Here is a 12,992-nt window from a genome sequence, read left to right as displayed (position 1 = left end):
CCCTCGGGGTCTTAACCGGGTTAAGGGTCCGAAACGCAGAAAAGGCCCGGCACCTCCCCCAGTTCGGTTTGGGGAGGTGCCGGGCCTTCGGTTGTCAGGCTGCCCAGGTCGCGGGCGCGCCCTCGTCGGGGTTGGGGATGCTGGCGGCGGTCGTCGGGGCGGCCGGGTGCCGCATGGCGGTGATCGGGACGGCTCCGGGTTCGGTGGCGGGTGCCCAGATCATTCGCCAGGTGTCATCCCACTCGCAGGCGCAGCCGTGGTCGGGGTGCGGGTGCCGTAAGAAGACGCCGTGCGTGAGGACGGCGCGTGGGATGCGGGGGATGAGCTCCGACGGGTCGTCGCCGGGGTAGAGGTGCAGGTTCCGCCACCCGTGGACGCGGGCCATGTACGCGGCGGCGGCCTCGATGATGTCGGCCCACCGCTGGTGTCCGAGGACGACGAAGCCGATCGGGAAGAGGCTGTCCTCGGTCGGGTCGTCGATGCCGGTGACGTACAGGTTGCGATGGACGATGAAGCCGTTCTCCGCTGCGTCCTCGCCGGGCGTCCAGAGCTGTTCGGCGGGGTGCATCGTGCCGTCGTCGCCCTCGCTGGTCACGAGGTCGTACAGGGGCGTGGTGGTCATGCGCTCGCTCCATTGCTGGTGTCGGCCGCCTTGAGGACGCGCGGCAGGTGGACGTGGAGGTGTTCGACGTCGACCTGGCGGCCGCGGTCCCGAAGTGCTCGGGCCAGGAGTTCGGTGAGACCACTGGCACGGTGTCGGCCTCCCGCGCACCCGATGGCGATGCGGCGGGGCCCGGCGGGGAGGTCGGCGTAGTCGGCGAGGTTGGCGAGCAGCTCGCGGGCGCCGGGGGTGTTGAGGACGACGTCCTGGACGCGGGGGTTGAGGCCGTCGAGGTCGAGGATGTCGCGGGCGGCGGCCGGGTCGCGGAGCCGGTCGCGTACGTCCTCGATGCGGTCGGCGGCGGGCGGGGCGGGGGTTCCGTCGGGGCCGGTGGGTAGGTGCAGGTAGCCGAAGGAGATCAGGCGGATCGGGTGCAAGGGTGCCTCCTGCTCAGGGGTGAAGGGCGGGAACGTGTGGAGCGCCGCGCCCGGCCGGGATGGGCGGGGCGCGGCGCTCCGGGTGGTGTTACTGGGTGGTGGTGTCGGTGACCACGAGAAACTGGTCGGTGCGCAGGTCCATCACGACCCGGGCGTCCGGCCTGCCCTGGGCGCGCTGGGCGGCGGCGTACTCTTCGGCCGGCCAGGAGCCGCGGGGGCTTCCGGCGGGGAATCGCTCGAGGACGGTCCGGGGCGGCGTGCTGGTGTCGGAGGTGGTCATCAGGCGTCGCCACCGTTCACGCGCTCGTGGATGTCGATGAGGGTGGAGATGGCGTCGGGGTTGTCCGCCAGGCCGACCCACTGCCCGTGCGCGGTGAAGACGGGCACGGCGTCGGTGTCGGCGTTGAAGATGACGCAGTAGTCGCCGTAGCGGTCCATCACCATGTCCCGCAGGATCGGGACCAGCGCGGTGTCCAGGACCTCCAGGGCGTCGACGGTGAGCCGGGCGGGCTCGCCGGGCGACGGCGGCTGGACCAGGGTGCCGGTGACACGGACCAGGTCGCTGGGCTGTATGCCGGTCAGCAGTTCGTGCGTGATCCGAGCGGTCTCGCTGGTGCAGGACACGATCGTGTCGGGGGCGTCCTTGGCGACGGTGTCCGGGTCGTCGGGTCGGACGACCAGGTCGAAGGTGGCGGTGCCGCGTGGGCCGGGGGCCGGTGGCACGTCGACCCAGCCGTCGACGGTGCAGTGCTTGGTGGTCATGAGTGGGCCTCCGCCAGGGTCTCGGTGGGGCGAGGGGAGCGGGGTCGGGTGGTGCGCTGGGCGATGTCCAGCAGCTCGCGGTTGCGCCGCTTCTGGGCGTCGGTGAGCGGGCGGGCCGTCGCGCCGCCGCGGCGGTGCCAGAGCGGGGAGGCGGGCGGCTCGGGGTAGGCGAGGGCGTGGTCGACGTCGCGTTCGGTGCTGCTCATGGAGGTCCTCCAGGTGGAGGTCAGGCGTGGTCGCCTTGGCCCTTCTTGGACTTGGGCTTGGGCTTCGGCGCGAGGTCGGAGGCGAACCGCCCGAGGCGGGCCTCAACGGGGTTGGCAGTGATCCAGTCCTCCGCGCATGCCTTGTGCACGGGCTCGCCGGCGTGGGAGCGCATGGGCGTGGGCTGGCCGCACAGCGTGCAGGGGAGGTCCTGCCACCGGTCGAAGTGCTGGCTGTCGCGCCAGACGAGAAGGTGGCCGGGAGTCGGGATCAGGCCCGGCTCGAACGACGGCTTCTCCTTCTTGCGTCCCCTGCGGGTCACGGCCGGAAGTTGGGCAGCTGCTGGGAACACGCGGTGCAGCAGGTCCGGCGACGGCTTCCAGGGCACGACCTGCCCGCGGGCGGGGACCGGCAGCGGCAGCTCCTGGACGTCGTCGAGCACCAGGTGCCAGGCGGCCGGGTGCGCCCACTGCGAGCAGAGCGGCGCTCCCTCGGGGTCCTGGTGGCAGTCGGTGATCCGGGCGACGCCGACGACCGCGCCCGTGACCAGCTGGCGGCCGCGGATGGTGCGGCCGATCAGCGGGATGCGCAGGGCGGGCTGGTCGATGGTCTTGCTGGTGTGCAGCAGCACCCAGCCGGTCCGCCACCGGCCGAGACGGTTCTCGATGGTCTTGACACCGGCGAGGATGCAGGCCGTGTACGGCTGCCTGATGCTGATGCCGCGGATCCAGTCGCCCTCGGGCAGGGTCGCGAGGCTCATGCGGCTCGCCCCCACACGGCCGTGCCCGGACGGCCGGCCCGGCGTCCGTTGACGGACGGCACCGCGACGTGCGCGGCGTCGGCGACGATCGCGCGGCCGGAGTGCTTGCCGTCGTACAGGGCGGCGTCGGCGGTCCGCTGCAACAGGCTCAGGTCGCGTGAGCCGACCGCGGCCGGGGTCGCGGCGCCGACCGAGGCGGCGACGGCGACGGTGCGCCCGTCCTCGAGGACGACGGGGGTGTGCAGCATGCGTACCAGCTGCGCGAGGCGCTGCTCCAGGCGGGCGGCGGGCAGCTCCAGGACGACGGCGAACTCATCGCCTCCGAGCCTGCCCACGGCCGCGCGGGGGCCCGCCCACGCGGTGAGCCGGGCGGCGGTCGCGGCCAGGACGGCGTCGCCGGCGGCGTGACCCATGGTGTCGTTCACGGCCTTGAAGTGGTCCTGGTCGATGAGAACCACGGCCACGTTGTCGCCGTGGCGGGCCAGGAGCCGGCGGGCGCGGGCGGTGTAGGCGTCGCGGCGCATCAGGCCGGTCAGCGGATCCTTGCGGGTCGCCGCGAGTCGGCGGTGCAGTGCCAGGGCGTGCACGGTCCAGCCGGTCAGCGGCAGCGCGGCGGTGGTGATCAGGAGGGTGCGCGGGCCGATCCGGCCCTGAACGCGCAGGACGGAGTCCATACTGGGGATCTCCCTCTCGTCTCGTACGGGTTGGGTGGGCCCGGGGCGGGCGGTTGGTTTGGACGCCGTGTCGTCCGTCCCGGGGCGTAGCTACAGCTCGAAGTCGCTGCGGGTGGTCCAGCTGTAGGGGCTCTTCCAGGGGCCGGCCTTCGCGGCGAGCCAGTCGAGCTCCCAGCCGGGTCGCAGCCCGTGCGCGGTCCAGCTGTCCGGCTGCCGGCCGGGGATCTCCAGTCCGGCCTGCTGCGCGGCGAGTGCGGCGTCGTACACCTCGTGGGCGCGGCGCAGGGCTGTACTGCGGGAGTCCGCCTCGCCGGCGAAGACGTGCAGGCCCCGCAGGGCGGGGTTGCTGGTGTGGTGTATCGGGACGTCGACCTCATAGACCTCGCGGTGCGGCATGACGACCCATCTCCTCTCGCTCTCGTGGTTGAGGGGCCACTGCGACCGCCCCGGCCCCGGCGGGTGCGGGGTCCGGGGCGGCACAGAGTGCGCTCAACTCGAAGGCGTGGGTTCAGCTGGCCGTCGTGACGGCGTCGCGCAGGTGCGTGCGTGCCCAGGCCAGCAGCGACGCCTGGTCGCCGTCCGTGCTGGTCAGTGCGTCGGTGAGGTGACCGGCGGCGCGGTCCAGTTCCTCGCTGGCCTCCCGCCAGGTGCCGATGCTGGACGCGGCGAGGACGTCGCGGACCTCTTCGACCAGGTCGATGAACGCGTTCGGCGTGGTGCCGCGCGGCGACTGGTCACCGATGAGGGCGGCGAGGTCGGCGGCGAAGCAGTCACGGAGCGCGGCGAAGGTGTCCGTCCGGGTCTGGGTGGCCATAAGGGCCTCCTTGTCAGAAGTCGAGCTCGATCGTGATGGGGCGCCGGGGGTCCCCGGAGTGGGTGTGGACCGTGCGGCGGTGCGCGGCGAGGCCGGCGGCCCCGCCCTGGATCGGGAGGTGGCACTCCCGGCAGCCGTGCCACCAGTCGTCTCCGGCCGGGAGGTCGGCCGGGGTGAGCGGATGCGGGTGCGGCGGCTGGGCTCTCATGCCGTCTCCCTCGAGCCGGGGACGTAGTCGATGGCCGTGGCGACGTGGTGGATGTGCATGAGGCTTCCGGCGTCGTCGATCCGGTCCCGCAGCCTGTCCAGCTGCGCCCACGCCCGCCGCAGCTGCTGCGTGAGCCACTCGGTGTCGCCAGGGGCAGCGGCGACGAACTCCCCCAGCGGAAGGCGTTCGGCGCCGCTGGTGCCGAGGACGGCGACAGGCCGGCCGTCGCCGTCCTCGATGACGCCGGTGTCACCGCCCCTCTGCCGCCAGCCGCCGGGAACGGCCTTCAGCCGGGCCTCGATGGCGGTCAGCCGGTCGGCGTCGGGGTGCTGGGCGGCCAGGTACGCGGTGGCCCGGGTGGCTTCCTCGTCGGTGAACAGTTCAGCGAGGCGGGCGCTGTCGGCGTACCGGGCGCGATGCAGGTACTCCTGGGCGAGCTGCCAGTCCGTCCGGTCCGGCTGCGCGCTGGTTTCACGGTGGGCCTGCTGGTTCGGCATGACGTCCATCCCTCTCTGGTCCTGGTCCCGGGGCTTTTTGCTGCTTGAGGGACCACCGCGACCGCCCCCGGCCTCCGTCGTACGGAGGCCGGGGGCGGCACGGAGCGTCCGTCAGGCGCGGTAGACGGGCGGGCGGACTCCGGCACGCAGCTCGCGGATGATCGAGCAGGGGCCCTTGGTGGCGCAGAACGCGTCGTCGGTGTCCGGGAGGGCGTTGCCGGTGGTGCCCCACATGTCGCGGGCGAGCGCGTTCACGGTGCGCAGCATGGCGCCGTTGTTGGGGCGGCAGGCGCTGTTGGTGTCGCCGACGCCGTGCCGGTGGGCGCTGATGATGTGCTGGCGGGCCTGGCGGGCGGCCCAGCGGCGGCTGCTGGGGCCGGTGTTCTCGTGGACGTGCCCGCTGTCGTGGAAGGTGTCGAGGTGGCAGGCGGTGCAGTGGTAGGTGACCAGCTGCTCCGGCTCACTGTCGGGAAGCCACTTGCCTTCGAATTCGTAGACGATGACTTCGGCGCCCGGGGTCTCGGTGTGCGCGAAGGCGGTGACGAGGCCGACGCCGTCCGCGATCGCACCGCGCGCCTGCACGTTCCAGAAGGTGCGGGGGATGAACGTGTCCCAGCCCTTGCCGTGGGGCCACTGGGCGTACAGGACGCCCTGCGAGGCGTCGAAGGTCGCCTTGCCGTCGACGTTCTCGCGCTTGTACTGCTCGATCTGCTCGATCGACCCGAAGTACGTCGCGGAGAACTCCTCGGACTCCAGGAAGATCAGCCCGTACCCCTCGCAGGTGTCGTGGCCGTTCTCCTTGAGCATGTCGACCATGTCCTCGTAGCCGGGGGTCGTGGGGGTGATGGTGGCGACCAAGGACAGCCGATAGTAGTCGCAGCTCGTGACGTGGGCCGGGTGGTCCTCGCTGACGTGGTGCGGGGTGCCCGTACGTGTTCGTGATCGTGATGCCCATGACGGGGTGTCCTTCCTGGGAAAACGGCGGGCGCCGGGTGTGCCCGGCGCCCGTGGGGTGGGGTTGTTCAACGTGGTGGCGTACGCCTCACGCGCGGACCGCGTCGGCGTACTGCGCTTCGAGGTCGGCGCGGCCCTCGGGGTCGTCGTCCTGGAGGTCGTGGTCGTCGTCCTCCTGGTCCACGCCGTCGCCGTGGACGGTGCAGACGAGGTCCGGGTCGTTGTCCATGGCGCCGGTCAGCGCCCGGAACAGGCAGCTGACGCTGTAGGCCGGCGCCCACGCCTGCCCGTCGCACTCCGGGTCGAAGGGGCACGGCAGCAGGATGTCGAAGCCGAAGTCGCCCTCGCCGTCGACGTCCTCGCGCAGCGCGAGGGTGAGGTACTGCTGGCCGAGGCGGATCTCCGCGACGCGGTCCCGGCCGGTCACCAGGTTCGAGCCCGGCCGCCACCGCCACAGCGGCAGGATCTCCGGGCCGAAGAAGCGGCGGGCCAGCCACAGGTCGCCCAGGCCCTCGCTGCCGTCACGACCGAGGTCGGCCTCCCGCACCTGCGAGAGTCGCTCCAGGAACGGCTCCAGCCGGTACAGGGCGTCGGCGAAGACCACCGTGTTGAAGCCTTCGGCCGCGAGCCGCTGATGGGACGCGACCATGGCCTGGTGCTGGGCGCGGACGACGTCCTCGGGCACGCGCCGGTTGGCTGGGCGCGGGCCCTGGCGCTCCAGGCAGACCGGCAGCGGCGTGGCGACGATGACCGCGACGGTCGGCATGCCGTGCCGCTTGGCGGCCATCACCAGTTCCACCCGCACGCTCTGTTCGACGTTGGTCGCGTCGATGACCGTGTTGAGCTTGCGGGCCATCCGGCGTTCCAGGATCAGCTTGAGGACGTCGGCGGCATCGGCCGTGGCGTCCTGCCGGCCGGGGTCGTCGCTGACCGTGCCGCGCAGGTCGTCGAGGGAGAGGACCTGGGAGGCCGGCCAGGTGCGGGCCAGCGTCGACTTGCCCGAGCCGGAGGCACCGATCAGGACAATCAGCCTGTTCTCGGGCAGGTCCGGGTACAGCACCGAGGTCATGCGTCGTCTCCTTGCGGGTCGAGGGAGCGGGCCGCCCAGTTCAGGCGCTGCCCGGCGTTGTCGGTGAGCAGCGCGGCGGCCTCGTGCAGGGGACAGGAGGCATCGCCGTCGCGGTCGGGCTCGAGCTGCTCCGCCCGCCGTGCGGCGGTACTGACCAGCTGCGCGAGGGCGGGGAAGAGGCCGCCAGGGTGGTCGATGTCCTCCTGGAGCTCGCGCAGGATCGCGGCGAGCTCGCGGGCGTCGACGTCGGCGGCGTTCAGGTCGTCCTCGATCTGCTGGAGGGCGAGCTGGGCGATGCCGAGCGAGGCCCGTACGCGGTCCAGGCGGGTGCGGCTCACCGGCGGCCGCCGGGGCGGGTGGTGAGCCAGGTGGTGACGGCGGCGGCGCCGATGCCGATGGCACGGTGAAGGGCTGCGTCCAGCTCCATCCATGCGCTACCCGGCCCGGTCACCTCCTTGGTGACCACGCCCTCGTCGTCGAGACGGACCGCCTGGCAGTGCTCGATGTAGCCGGTCTTCTTGGTCTTCCTCGCCAGCCACAGCAGTAAGGCGCCGCGGTCGATTGCGGCGTGCGTTCCTGCATTGATGGCCGCACCGGCGAGCAGCGCGGTCGGCGTGAGGCGGTAGCCGAACACGCGGGTGATGCCGATGGTCGCTGCGACCTGCACGGCGGTGTATGAGGCGACGTGGCGGGTCACGTGGTGGCGGCCAAGGATGCTTGCTCCCCAGACCGGTTCACCGCTCTCCTCGCGGGTGGGGTTCTGGTCGACGGGGGTGCCATCCCGGTAAACGAGATGGTCGCCGTACAGCCGCTTCAGGGAAGCCGACGTGGATCCCTGAGCCCAGTGGTCGCAGAGGGGATGCAGCTCGCCGAAAGTGGCCAGCAGGGTGCTGAAGACGGCGAGGCGCTCGGTGGTGAGGTGACGGGGCATGCTGGAGGTCTCCTGATCTCGAAGGGGTGAGGGAGCGGGCGGCCGGCCTTTTGCCGGTGCTGCGGCCGCCCGGTGCGGCCCCGTCCCGGCCTGTATGGCCGGGACGGGGCCCGCGTTACGCGGCCAGCCGGTGAGCGGCCAGGGCTGCGGGTGCGAGGTAGCTGCTGGGGTCCACGGGCGTGCCGTCGAAGCACTCGATGCAACAGCCGAGCTTCTTCGAGAGGCAGAAGAAGAACCGTCTCCCGCAGTCCCCGCAGGTCTGGCGTGCAGCCATGGCCCGGTCCAGGGCCCATTCCTAAGCGCGCGTCGGGACGCGCTTGGGCACGGCCAGGTCGACGCGGAGCAGGAAGCCGCGGGTGGGGTGGTTGCACGACCACTGCGGCCGGTACGAGCACCACTTGCAGCGCAGGATCGCGACAGGGCCGTCGTTGCCGCCGGGGCTGAGGCCCATGTCCCTGAGCTGGCGCCGCGTGACGAGTCCTTCGGGGACCGTGCCGCGATCGAACTCCGGCAGGAACGCCTCCGAGCGGGGCACGCGCTTGATCTCGCGGCGCCGCTTCCTGCGCCTCCTGGGCATCAGCGGCTCCAGGCGCCGGGCAGCCGGTCGGGGCGCTGCGGGTAGCGGGGGCCGGGACGCTGCGGGCGGGGCCGGCCGATCCGGCGGCGCGGGCGGGGGATGAGCACGAGTGATCTCCTCCAGTCGTCGGTGGGCAGCGCTGCGCCCCGTCGACGTGGTGCTGGTGTCGGCGGGGCGCGGCGGGTGGTGCGTTCGGCCGGGCGGCCTGTCCCGTCCTCGCCCGGCCCCTGGGGTGCGGGGCGGGCGAGGACCAGGCAGGGCGTCAGGTCTTCAGCGGGTGCGGAGCGTGCGGTCAGCGCTGGAGCGGGTGGACGTTGTCGTCGAAGTCGTCGCCCGCCGGGGCCGGGGCGGGGAGGTTGGCGTGCAGGTGGAGCTCGGGGTTGAACTGCGGCATGAACTGCGGCGGGTGGTTGTGGACGATGGGCCGCAGGGTCAGGCCGCGCAGCGCGAAGGCGCTGGCGAGGGCCCACATCAGGGCGGCGAGCCCGGTCGCGGCGGCGCGTCCTCCGGCCGGAGCTGCGGACCAGATCATGGCCAGACTCGCCAAGCCCCACAGCGTCCAGGCGATGCGAGCGCCGGCGTTGCCGAAGAACCCGCCGATGAGCCCGAGCAGTCCGGCCAGTTGCCAGAACGCGTACAGGGCGGCGGGCGCGACGGCGAGGTGGGCGGCCTGGTCGGCGAGGAACGCCCGAATCGGGTGGTCGACCGTGCCCCACAGCCCGCTGCCGTCACCGGCGTCGGTGGCCTGGACATCGGAGAGGCCCGCGAGTGTGGCGGAGGCGATGTCGCCGGCGGCGTCGACCATCATCACGATGAGGCTGAGCCCGGCGAGCAAACCGGCCGTTTTGATCCACACGGCGATCTCGTGCCATCCGGCGTGCCGGGCCTGGAACAGCTCCTCCCACCGCTGGTAGAGGAAGCCGCCTTCCTCCCAGGACTTGCGCCAAGCGGTACGCAACCGCGCCAGGCGCTGCGTGCCCTTGCGGGCGGGTGGCAGTTCGAGCTGGTCGAGGATGCTGTTCGGGCGGTGCTGGCCGTTCATCTGCCTGTCGTTGTGGGACATGGGGCAGTCGCTCCTTCGTCTGGGAAGTCGGTGGCGTGCGTGGGTGTCCGGCCGGGTGGCCTGCCCCCGCGTCCGGCCCCCCGGGTGCGGGGTTCGGGCGCGAGGCAGTGGACCCGGAGCGGTTACAGGCCGCGGGCGTCGGCGAGGCCGGCGGCCTGGTCGACCATGCGGATGGGGACGCGGCTGCTGCCGTGGGCGTCGTTGAAGGACGGCACGGAGTCGACGTCGCCGAACTTGCGGCGGATCGCGTCCAGGAGCACGGCGGCCGCGTCGGCCTCCAGGCCGCTGTCGCCGCGGGCCTCGGCTCGGATGGCCCCGAGCATGCAGCGGGCGCCGTCCTCGTCGACCAGCGCGCCGGAGCACCAGCCGCCGGTGAGCAGCCGGTGGTGGGCGCGCTGCAGAAGGGCCGCGACCGGCGTCGGGTAGGACTCCGGCGGCGGCTGGAGCGTCGGGGTCAGCGGGACGGTGACGACGTCGGACAGGTCCACGGACTCGGTGGGGATGTGCGCCGTGTTGACCTCGTAGGCGACGGCCGCTTCGTCCAGACGCGCGGTCATCGCCGCTTTAATGAACGTCAGGCGTTCCTCGAGGGTGAGCTCCGCCGGCGACGCGGTCGAGGCGGGCTGGGTGGTCGGGGCAGGCGGGTCTATGGCGGGGCTGGCCGGGGTGTGGGACATCGCGGGCTCCAAGCAGGGGACCCCGAAGGGCGCCGCCGGATCGTTCTCCGGCGGCGCCCTTCGGCGTCGTGCAGCGGGGGAGGGGGAAGGGCGCTAGTCGTCGGGGGTGTAGTTCAGCGCGCCGCAGTTCCAGCAGTCCCATTCGTCGGGGACTTCGACCAGGTCGCAGCAGTCACACCCCACGCCGTGCACCACGCAGTCTTCGCCGCAGCGCCAGCAGGTGTAGTGCAGGTGTGCCATGCCCTTGTCCCTCCCCGGGTCTGTGGTGGGGCCCGACAAGAGCATGCGCCAGATACCGGCGCTTTACTGCTGCGTTGGCGAAACTGGTGATTAGAGGCTGGAGAGCAGTCCGGCGATCGAGGCGAGGCCGCTGTTGATGGCCGGGGCCAGGCCGGTCGCGGCGAGGGTGAAGCCGAACAAGGTGCAGGCCAGCATGGAGCCGAAGCGGACGTGGCCGCCCTTGAGTAGGACGGCGACGATGATGCCCAGCAGCACGGCGGCGGAGAGGGAGAGGGCCACGGCGGGTGGTGCTCCTTCGAGTGTCGGGGTGGGGCCGGCCGCGCTCGGGCGGGCCGGCCCCGTGGATGGATGGGGATGGGGTTCAGGCGTCGGTGAGGCTCTTGATGGCCTCCAGCGCCTGGCGGGGAGAGGCGACCTGCGGCTCCGAGCGGCGGCTGCCGCGCTTGCCGCCGCCCTTGCCGCCTCCTCCCCCTCCGCCGCCGCGGCGGCGGCGGGACTTGCCGTCACCGTCGTCGTCCTCGTCGGGCTCGGGCCAGAACTCGCCGGGCCGCACGGGCTCGTTCCAGTCGAACCACAGGCCGCGCTTCTCCAGCTCGCTGATCTCGTAGTCGGTGAGCCGGTTGACCTCGTCGGGGAACAGGTTGGACAGGTCGGTGTCGAAGTCGGCGTACAGCGACCGCATGAGCACGGCGCGGCCGTTGTCGAGGACGATGACCGCGACGCCGCCCGTGCTGACACCGTTCTCCGGGTCGGCCTCGCCGCGCATGGCCCGCTCGATCGCGGAGCCTTCGCTGCGGGAGTAGCGGGCCGGGATGGTCGGCACGTCGTAGGCGTTCTCCATGGTGCCCTCCGCCGCCTTGCGGGTGGCGCCGGGCGAACCCATGTTGAAGATGACCGGCCTCGAGTTCTGGCGCAGGTTGTCCTTCATCTCGGTGGAGAAGCCGTTGTGCGCGAACGGCGACTGCCCGGCCGGGTTGAAGCCGATCCCGTACTTCAGTCCGGTGACCGTGAGGTCCTCGCCGTCCTTCTGGATGAACTCACCGAAGTCCGCGTCCTGCGCGGCGGTCATGAACTCATCGCCGTAGACGTTGAGCTGCCGGTACGGGCAGCGCGGGTCGCCCGGCTTGTAGTCGTGCGGCTGACCGTCGTGCGGCCAGGGCATGTCCGCCCGGATCTCGCACAGCGCCTTCGCCGCCCGCAGCGAGCGGGCCATCCACAGGGCGTTCGAGCCCTGCCGGTCGATGTACCGGCCTAGCACGCTCGTCTTCTCGTCCTTGCGGACGGTGCCCAGCCACACGACCTGGCCGTCCAGGGACTGGGCGGCCATGTGGATCGCGAAGAACTGCGTCTTGCCGGACCGGGACACCCCCAGCGTGAGGCCGTGGGCCGGGGCGTTCTTGTCGTGCTGGTACACCATCGTCTTCACCGGCTGGCCGGTGATGGTGAACCCGCACACGTACATGCCCTTGGCGTCCGGGGTGAGCAGCTCGCGGGTGGCGGGGAAGATCGCGGACAGCGGCGGGGTGTCGAACGCGCTGATCAGGAACTCCGAGCCGTCGATGAGGACGAAGACACAGGAGTCGTCCTCGGGCAGGTCCAGCGCGCGGCAGACCTTGGGCAGGTCGATGCGCGGGGACTCGGTGGAGTCGCTCATCTTCGCCCGGTAGAAGGTCACCTCGCGCTCGTTGTCGCGGGTCTTGTGGACCAGCTCGGAGCCGGGGGCGCCGCCCTTGGGGCCGGCGACCCGGTCGATCCAGCGCTCCTGGTCGGTCGGCTTGGTGCGGCGCCGGGCGTTGGCCTCGGGGGTGATGCGGGCCTCCATCCAGCCGGGTCCGCCCTGGCGGCCGGGCTGGGCCGGAATGTCCGCGAGGACGACGTCACTCGCGGGCACGGCGAAGGCCGCGCCGACGGCCTCGGGGGACAGACCGGTGATGGGCCGGCCGGTCTCCGAGGCGCGCAGCAGCAGGATCATGTCGTGTCGCATGCCGGGCATCCGGGTGGCCTTGACGACGTGGGTGCGGGCGGGCATCCCGGCGCGCTCCCACATCATCCGTGCCTCGCGGGTGAGCAGGTCCGCGCCGTCGTCCGGCATGGCCGGGGACGGCTCCGGCGCTGCGGCGGGCTGAAGCTGCGGGGCCGGGGCGGCGACGGCGGGACGGTGCCGGCGGCGGGCGTGCCGGGAGAACGGCAGCACGAAGGAGCCGGCCGCCGCCCATCCGGCGGCGAGCAGTCCGTCCAGCCAGTACGGGCCGAAGCCGCCTGTGTGCCCGGCGGCGACGTCGACGGCGGCGGCCAGGACCAGCGGCGACCAGCGCAGGATCTTGCGTCCGGCGCCGGGCTCGTCGCTCTTGGCGGCGAGGAAGATGCCGCCGATCGCGGCGGCGCCGGCCAGCTGCACGACGGAGCTGACGGGGCTGTCGGGGTAGACGTTCGGGGCCACGGCCAGCACGGGCGCGGCGAGGGTGTAGGCGAGGCGTTCGAGCGCGACACTGCGCGGCGTGGTCACCGGTGGTCTCCTTCGCGG

General features: G+C 72.4%; 22 protein-coding genes and 1 pseudogene. All 23 read right to left on the bottom strand.

The features are described 5' to 3' along the window. Window positions 1-94: 94 nt before the first annotated feature. On the bottom strand, window positions 95-622 hold the full coding sequence (locus ACVV2G_RS27775; RefSeq protein ID WP_453845504.1) for a hypothetical protein: 528 nt from the start codon (window positions 620-622) through the stop codon (window positions 95-97). Further along, the gene (locus ACVV2G_RS27770) at window positions 619-1,038 is read right to left on the bottom strand and encodes a RapZ C-terminal domain-containing protein (RefSeq protein WP_453845503.1); all 420 of its coding nucleotides are present in this window, start codon (window positions 1,036-1,038) and stop codon (window positions 619-621) included. Before ACVV2G_RS27770 ends, ACVV2G_RS27775 begins: the two co-directional genes overlap by 4 nt. Before the next feature lie 88 nt (window positions 1,039-1,126). Next, window positions 1,127-1,318, bottom strand: a complete 192-nt coding sequence (locus ACVV2G_RS27765; protein ID WP_319130216.1) for a hypothetical protein — start codon at window positions 1,316-1,318, stop codon at window positions 1,127-1,129. Then, a complete protein-coding gene (locus ACVV2G_RS27760; protein WP_453845502.1) occupies window positions 1,318-1,800 on the bottom strand; it encodes a hypothetical protein in 483 nt (160 codons plus the stop codon). The genes ACVV2G_RS27765 and ACVV2G_RS27760 overlap by 1 nt, the downstream gene beginning before the upstream one ends. Then, on the bottom strand, window positions 1,797-2,006 hold the full coding sequence (locus ACVV2G_RS27755) for a hypothetical protein (RefSeq protein ID WP_453845501.1): 210 nt from the start codon (window positions 2,004-2,006) through the stop codon (window positions 1,797-1,799). Before ACVV2G_RS27755 ends, ACVV2G_RS27760 begins: the two co-directional genes overlap by 4 nt. A gap of 20 nt (window positions 2,007-2,026) precedes the next feature. Beyond that, the gene (locus ACVV2G_RS27750; RefSeq protein ID WP_453845500.1) at window positions 2,027-2,326 is read right to left on the bottom strand and encodes a hypothetical protein; all 300 of its coding nucleotides are present in this window, start codon (window positions 2,324-2,326) and stop codon (window positions 2,027-2,029) included. Then, window positions 2,323-2,764, bottom strand: a pseudogene (locus tag ACVV2G_RS27745) (ASCH domain-containing protein). The gene ACVV2G_RS27750 and the pseudogene ACVV2G_RS27745 overlap by 4 nt, the downstream one beginning before the upstream one ends. Next, a complete protein-coding gene (locus ACVV2G_RS27740) occupies window positions 2,761-3,438 on the bottom strand; it encodes a GGDEF domain-containing protein (protein ID WP_453845499.1) in 678 nt (225 codons plus the stop codon). Before ACVV2G_RS27740 ends, ACVV2G_RS27745 begins: the two are co-directional and overlap by 4 nt. Before the next feature lie 90 nt (window positions 3,439-3,528). Then, on the bottom strand, window positions 3,529-3,834 hold the full coding sequence (locus ACVV2G_RS27735; RefSeq protein ID WP_453845498.1) for a hypothetical protein: 306 nt from the start codon (window positions 3,832-3,834) through the stop codon (window positions 3,529-3,531). Window positions 3,835-3,946: 112 nt separating this feature from the next. After that, complete coding sequence (locus ACVV2G_RS27730) at window positions 3,947-4,252, bottom strand: hypothetical protein (protein ID WP_453845497.1); 306 nt, start codon at window positions 4,250-4,252, stop codon at window positions 3,947-3,949. Between the two features lie 13 nt (window positions 4,253-4,265). Next, complete coding sequence (locus ACVV2G_RS27725; RefSeq protein WP_453845496.1) at window positions 4,266-4,460, bottom strand: hypothetical protein; 195 nt, start codon at window positions 4,458-4,460, stop codon at window positions 4,266-4,268. Further along, window positions 4,457-4,957 carry a hypothetical protein gene (locus ACVV2G_RS27720; protein WP_453845495.1) on the bottom strand — a complete coding sequence of 167 codons (501 nt, stop codon included), beginning with the start codon at window positions 4,955-4,957 and terminating at the stop codon, window positions 4,457-4,459. The genes ACVV2G_RS27725 and ACVV2G_RS27720 overlap by 4 nt, the downstream gene beginning before the upstream one ends. Window positions 4,958-5,068: 111 nt before the next feature. Next, window positions 5,069-5,815 (bottom strand): hypothetical protein, encoded by a 747-nt coding sequence (locus ACVV2G_RS27715; RefSeq protein ID WP_453845494.1) that lies wholly within the window; start codon window positions 5,813-5,815, stop codon window positions 5,069-5,071. Window positions 5,816-5,999: 184 nt separating this feature from the next. Continuing rightward, window positions 6,000-6,980 (bottom strand): AAA family ATPase, encoded by a 981-nt coding sequence (locus ACVV2G_RS27710; RefSeq protein ID WP_453845493.1) that lies wholly within the window; start codon window positions 6,978-6,980, stop codon window positions 6,000-6,002. Next, window positions 6,977-7,318 (bottom strand): hypothetical protein, encoded by a 342-nt coding sequence (locus ACVV2G_RS27705; protein ID WP_453845492.1) that lies wholly within the window; start codon window positions 7,316-7,318, stop codon window positions 6,977-6,979. Before ACVV2G_RS27705 ends, ACVV2G_RS27710 begins: the two co-directional genes overlap by 4 nt. After that, a complete protein-coding gene (locus ACVV2G_RS27700) occupies window positions 7,315-7,911 on the bottom strand; it encodes a hypothetical protein (RefSeq protein WP_453845491.1) in 597 nt (198 codons plus the stop codon). The genes ACVV2G_RS27705 and ACVV2G_RS27700 overlap by 4 nt, the downstream gene beginning before the upstream one ends. Before the next feature lie 115 nt (window positions 7,912-8,026). After that, the gene (locus tag ACVV2G_RS27695; protein WP_453845490.1) at window positions 8,027-8,185 is read right to left on the bottom strand and encodes a hypothetical protein; all 159 of its coding nucleotides are present in this window, start codon (window positions 8,183-8,185) and stop codon (window positions 8,027-8,029) included. A 21-nt stretch (window positions 8,186-8,206) separates the two neighbouring features. Then, complete coding sequence (locus tag ACVV2G_RS27690; protein WP_453845489.1) at window positions 8,207-8,488, bottom strand: hypothetical protein; 282 nt, start codon at window positions 8,486-8,488, stop codon at window positions 8,207-8,209. A 292-nt stretch (window positions 8,489-8,780) separates the two neighbouring features. Beyond that, complete coding sequence (locus ACVV2G_RS27685) at window positions 8,781-9,551, bottom strand: hypothetical protein (protein ID WP_453845488.1); 771 nt, start codon at window positions 9,549-9,551, stop codon at window positions 8,781-8,783. A 122-nt stretch (window positions 9,552-9,673) separates the two neighbouring features. Further along, a complete protein-coding gene (locus tag ACVV2G_RS27680) occupies window positions 9,674-10,228 on the bottom strand; it encodes a DUF6197 family protein (protein ID WP_453845487.1) in 555 nt (184 codons plus the stop codon). Between the two features lie 93 nt (window positions 10,229-10,321). Continuing rightward, window positions 10,322-10,468 carry a hypothetical protein gene (locus ACVV2G_RS27675; RefSeq protein WP_158101671.1) on the bottom strand — a complete coding sequence of 49 codons (147 nt, stop codon included), beginning with the start codon at window positions 10,466-10,468 and terminating at the stop codon, window positions 10,322-10,324. A gap of 90 nt (window positions 10,469-10,558) precedes the next feature. Continuing rightward, window positions 10,559-10,747, bottom strand: coding sequence for a hypothetical protein (locus ACVV2G_RS27670; RefSeq protein ID WP_189985984.1), 189 nt, complete (start codon window positions 10,745-10,747; stop codon window positions 10,559-10,561). Window positions 10,748-10,829: 82 nt separating this feature from the next. Beyond that, window positions 10,830-12,974: a chromosome segregation protein ParM gene (locus tag ACVV2G_RS27665; protein WP_453845486.1), complete on the bottom strand. Its 2,145-nt coding sequence runs from the start codon at window positions 12,972-12,974 to the stop codon at window positions 10,830-10,832. Between the last annotated feature and the right edge of the window lie 18 nt (window positions 12,975-12,992).

The sequence above is a fragment of the Streptomyces sp. JK94 genome (assembly GCF_053613315.1).
Note: the sequence above shows the minus strand (reverse complement) of the source record. Positions and strands in the feature narration are given on the sequence as shown.

What these genes read in the sequence shown, in the direction of transcription:
- ACVV2G_RS27730 (WP_453845497.1), bottom strand. Translation starts at nt 4,252, where the DNA reads ATGGCCACCCAGACCCGGACGGACACCTTCGCCGCGCTCCGTGACTGC.
- ACVV2G_RS27740 (WP_453845499.1), bottom strand. Translation starts at nt 3,438, where the DNA reads ATGGACTCCGTCCTGCGCGTTCAGGGCCGGATCGGCCCGCGCACCCTC.
- ACVV2G_RS27695 (WP_453845490.1), bottom strand. Translation starts at nt 8,185, where the DNA reads ATGGCTGCACGCCAGACCTGCGGGGACTGCGGGAGACGGTTCTTCTTC.
- ACVV2G_RS27700 (WP_453845491.1), bottom strand. Translation starts at nt 7,911, where the DNA reads ATGCCCCGTCACCTCACCACCGAGCGCCTCGCCGTCTTCAGCACCCTG.
- ACVV2G_RS27675 (WP_158101671.1), bottom strand. Translation starts at nt 10,468, where the DNA reads ATGGCACACCTGCACTACACCTGCTGGCGCTGCGGCGAAGACTGCGTG.
- ACVV2G_RS27690 (WP_453845489.1), bottom strand. Translation starts at nt 8,488, where the DNA reads ATGCCCAGGAGGCGCAGGAAGCGGCGCCGCGAGATCAAGCGCGTGCCC.
- ACVV2G_RS27755 (WP_453845501.1), bottom strand. Translation starts at nt 2,006, where the DNA reads ATGAGCAGCACCGAACGCGACGTCGACCACGCCCTCGCCTACCCCGAG.
- ACVV2G_RS27765 (WP_319130216.1), bottom strand. Translation starts at nt 1,318, where the DNA reads ATGACCACCTCCGACACCAGCACGCCGCCCCGGACCGTCCTCGAGCGA.
- ACVV2G_RS27680 (WP_453845487.1), bottom strand. Translation starts at nt 10,228, where the DNA reads ATGTCCCACACCCCGGCCAGCCCCGCCATAGACCCGCCTGCCCCGACC.
- ACVV2G_RS27760 (WP_453845502.1), bottom strand. Translation starts at nt 1,800, where the DNA reads ATGACCACCAAGCACTGCACCGTCGACGGCTGGGTCGACGTGCCACCG.
- ACVV2G_RS27735 (WP_453845498.1), bottom strand. Translation starts at nt 3,834, where the DNA reads ATGCCGCACCGCGAGGTCTATGAGGTCGACGTCCCGATACACCACACC.
- ACVV2G_RS27685 (WP_453845488.1), bottom strand. Translation starts at nt 9,551, where the DNA reads ATGTCCCACAACGACAGGCAGATGAACGGCCAGCACCGCCCGAACAGC.
- ACVV2G_RS27710 (WP_453845493.1), bottom strand. Translation starts at nt 6,980, where the DNA reads ATGACCTCGGTGCTGTACCCGGACCTGCCCGAGAACAGGCTGATTGTC.
- ACVV2G_RS27775 (WP_453845504.1), bottom strand. Translation starts at nt 622, where the DNA reads ATGACCACCACGCCCCTGTACGACCTCGTGACCAGCGAGGGCGACGAC.
- ACVV2G_RS27725 (WP_453845496.1), bottom strand. Translation starts at nt 4,460, where the DNA reads ATGAGAGCCCAGCCGCCGCACCCGCATCCGCTCACCCCGGCCGACCTC.
- ACVV2G_RS27720 (WP_453845495.1), bottom strand. Translation starts at nt 4,957, where the DNA reads ATGCCGAACCAGCAGGCCCACCGTGAAACCAGCGCGCAGCCGGACCGG.